Source organism: Haloarcula vallismortis ATCC 29715 (assembly GCF_000337775.1).
GTDB classification, from domain to species: domain Archaea; phylum Halobacteriota; class Halobacteria; order Halobacteriales; family Haloarculaceae; genus Haloarcula; species Haloarcula vallismortis.
The window spans coordinates 1-1,357 of sequence record NZ_AOLQ01000028.1; the positions used below are offsets into that span (position 1 = coordinate 1).

At 56.0% G+C, this 1,357-nt stretch carries 1 protein-coding gene; it reads left to right on the top strand.

From position 1 onward, the window contains the following. Positions 1–115 precede the first annotated feature (115 nt). A partial coding sequence (locus tag C437_RS07650) for an IS4 family transposase (RefSeq protein ID WP_004516357.1) occupies positions 116–1,357 on the top strand: 1,242 nt, incomplete at its 3' end.

Genomic DNA, 1,357 nt, shown 5'->3' on the forward strand with positions numbered 1-1,357 from the left:
CATCCGTCTTTAGTTAGTCGAGAAACCGCGTGACAGCAGCGGCTTATCGAGGCTTCTTTTCGAGAGGAATGAGGAGGCAACGGCTGTGCACACCAAAGCCTCCTCATCAAGAATCATGCGTCGGCTCACTACACTGTTTCCCTCCGAGTTCCTCGAAGAGCACGCCGAGAAACTCGGCGTGGTCGAACGCAACAGGAAAACACAGATGCCCGCCCTCGTGTGGTCGTTCGTGTTCGGCTTCGCCGCAGGCGAGAGCCGAACACTTGCCGGCTTCCGTCGCAGTTACAACGCTACTGCCGATAAAACCCTCTCTCCCGGTGGATTTCATCAGCGATTGACGCCAGCTTTTGCGGAGTATCTCCGCGACCTCGTCGAGCACGGCATCGACGAGGTCGCTGTTCCTGATGCTGTTGACATCGATATCGACCGATTCCGTGACGTGATGATCGCCGATGGAACCGTGCTACGGTTGCATCGGCTTCTCTCAGATGAGTTCGAACCACGGCGAGGGGAGCAGGGTGGAGCGCGGCTCCACCTGCTCCACAACGTCACCGACCAGACGATTGATCGGTTCAGCGTCACTGACGAGAAAGCACACGACAGCACCGAGTTTTCCACGGGATCATGGCTAGAAGATCGGTTGGTACTGTTCGATCAAGCGTACTTCAAGTACCGCCGCTTTGCGCTGATTGACGAGAATGACGGCTACTTCGTGAGTCGGCTGAAACCGAACGCAAACCCGAAAATAACGGCGGAATTACGGGAATGGCGTGGCGACGCCATTCCCTTGGAAGGGGAGAAGGTCCAGGATGTCGTGGACAACCTCTACCGAGAGCACATCGATGTAGAAGTGGAAGCGACGTTTCAGCGACGAGAGTACGCGGGCACGCAATCATACGACAGCAAGACGGTCGGCGTCCGGGATGAGGACGCCGACGACTACCATTTGTACATTACGAATCTCCCGAGAGAGGAGTTTCTGCCAGCAGATCTAGCAACGATCTATCGATGTCGGTGGGAGGTAGAACTGTTGTTTCGTGAGCTGAAGACGCAGTACAACTTGGATGAGTTCGATACGAGCAAGACGTATATCGTGGAGATCCTGATATATGCGGCGTTGCTGTCGCTGTTAGTGAGTCGTGATCTGTTGGGTCTGGTCACCGAACAAGCCGACGATGAAATCGTGTTTCCGCCGGAACGCTGGGCGGCGACCTTCCGGTCGCACGCCCAGCTTATCCTCTCTGAACTCGGTGAGTACCTCGGCTACTCGCCGCCACCGTTGTTAGAGCGGCTGATCGAGGATGCTCAGAAAATCCACCAGCAACGACCGATACTGCAAGAGACGCTCGCTACCGCT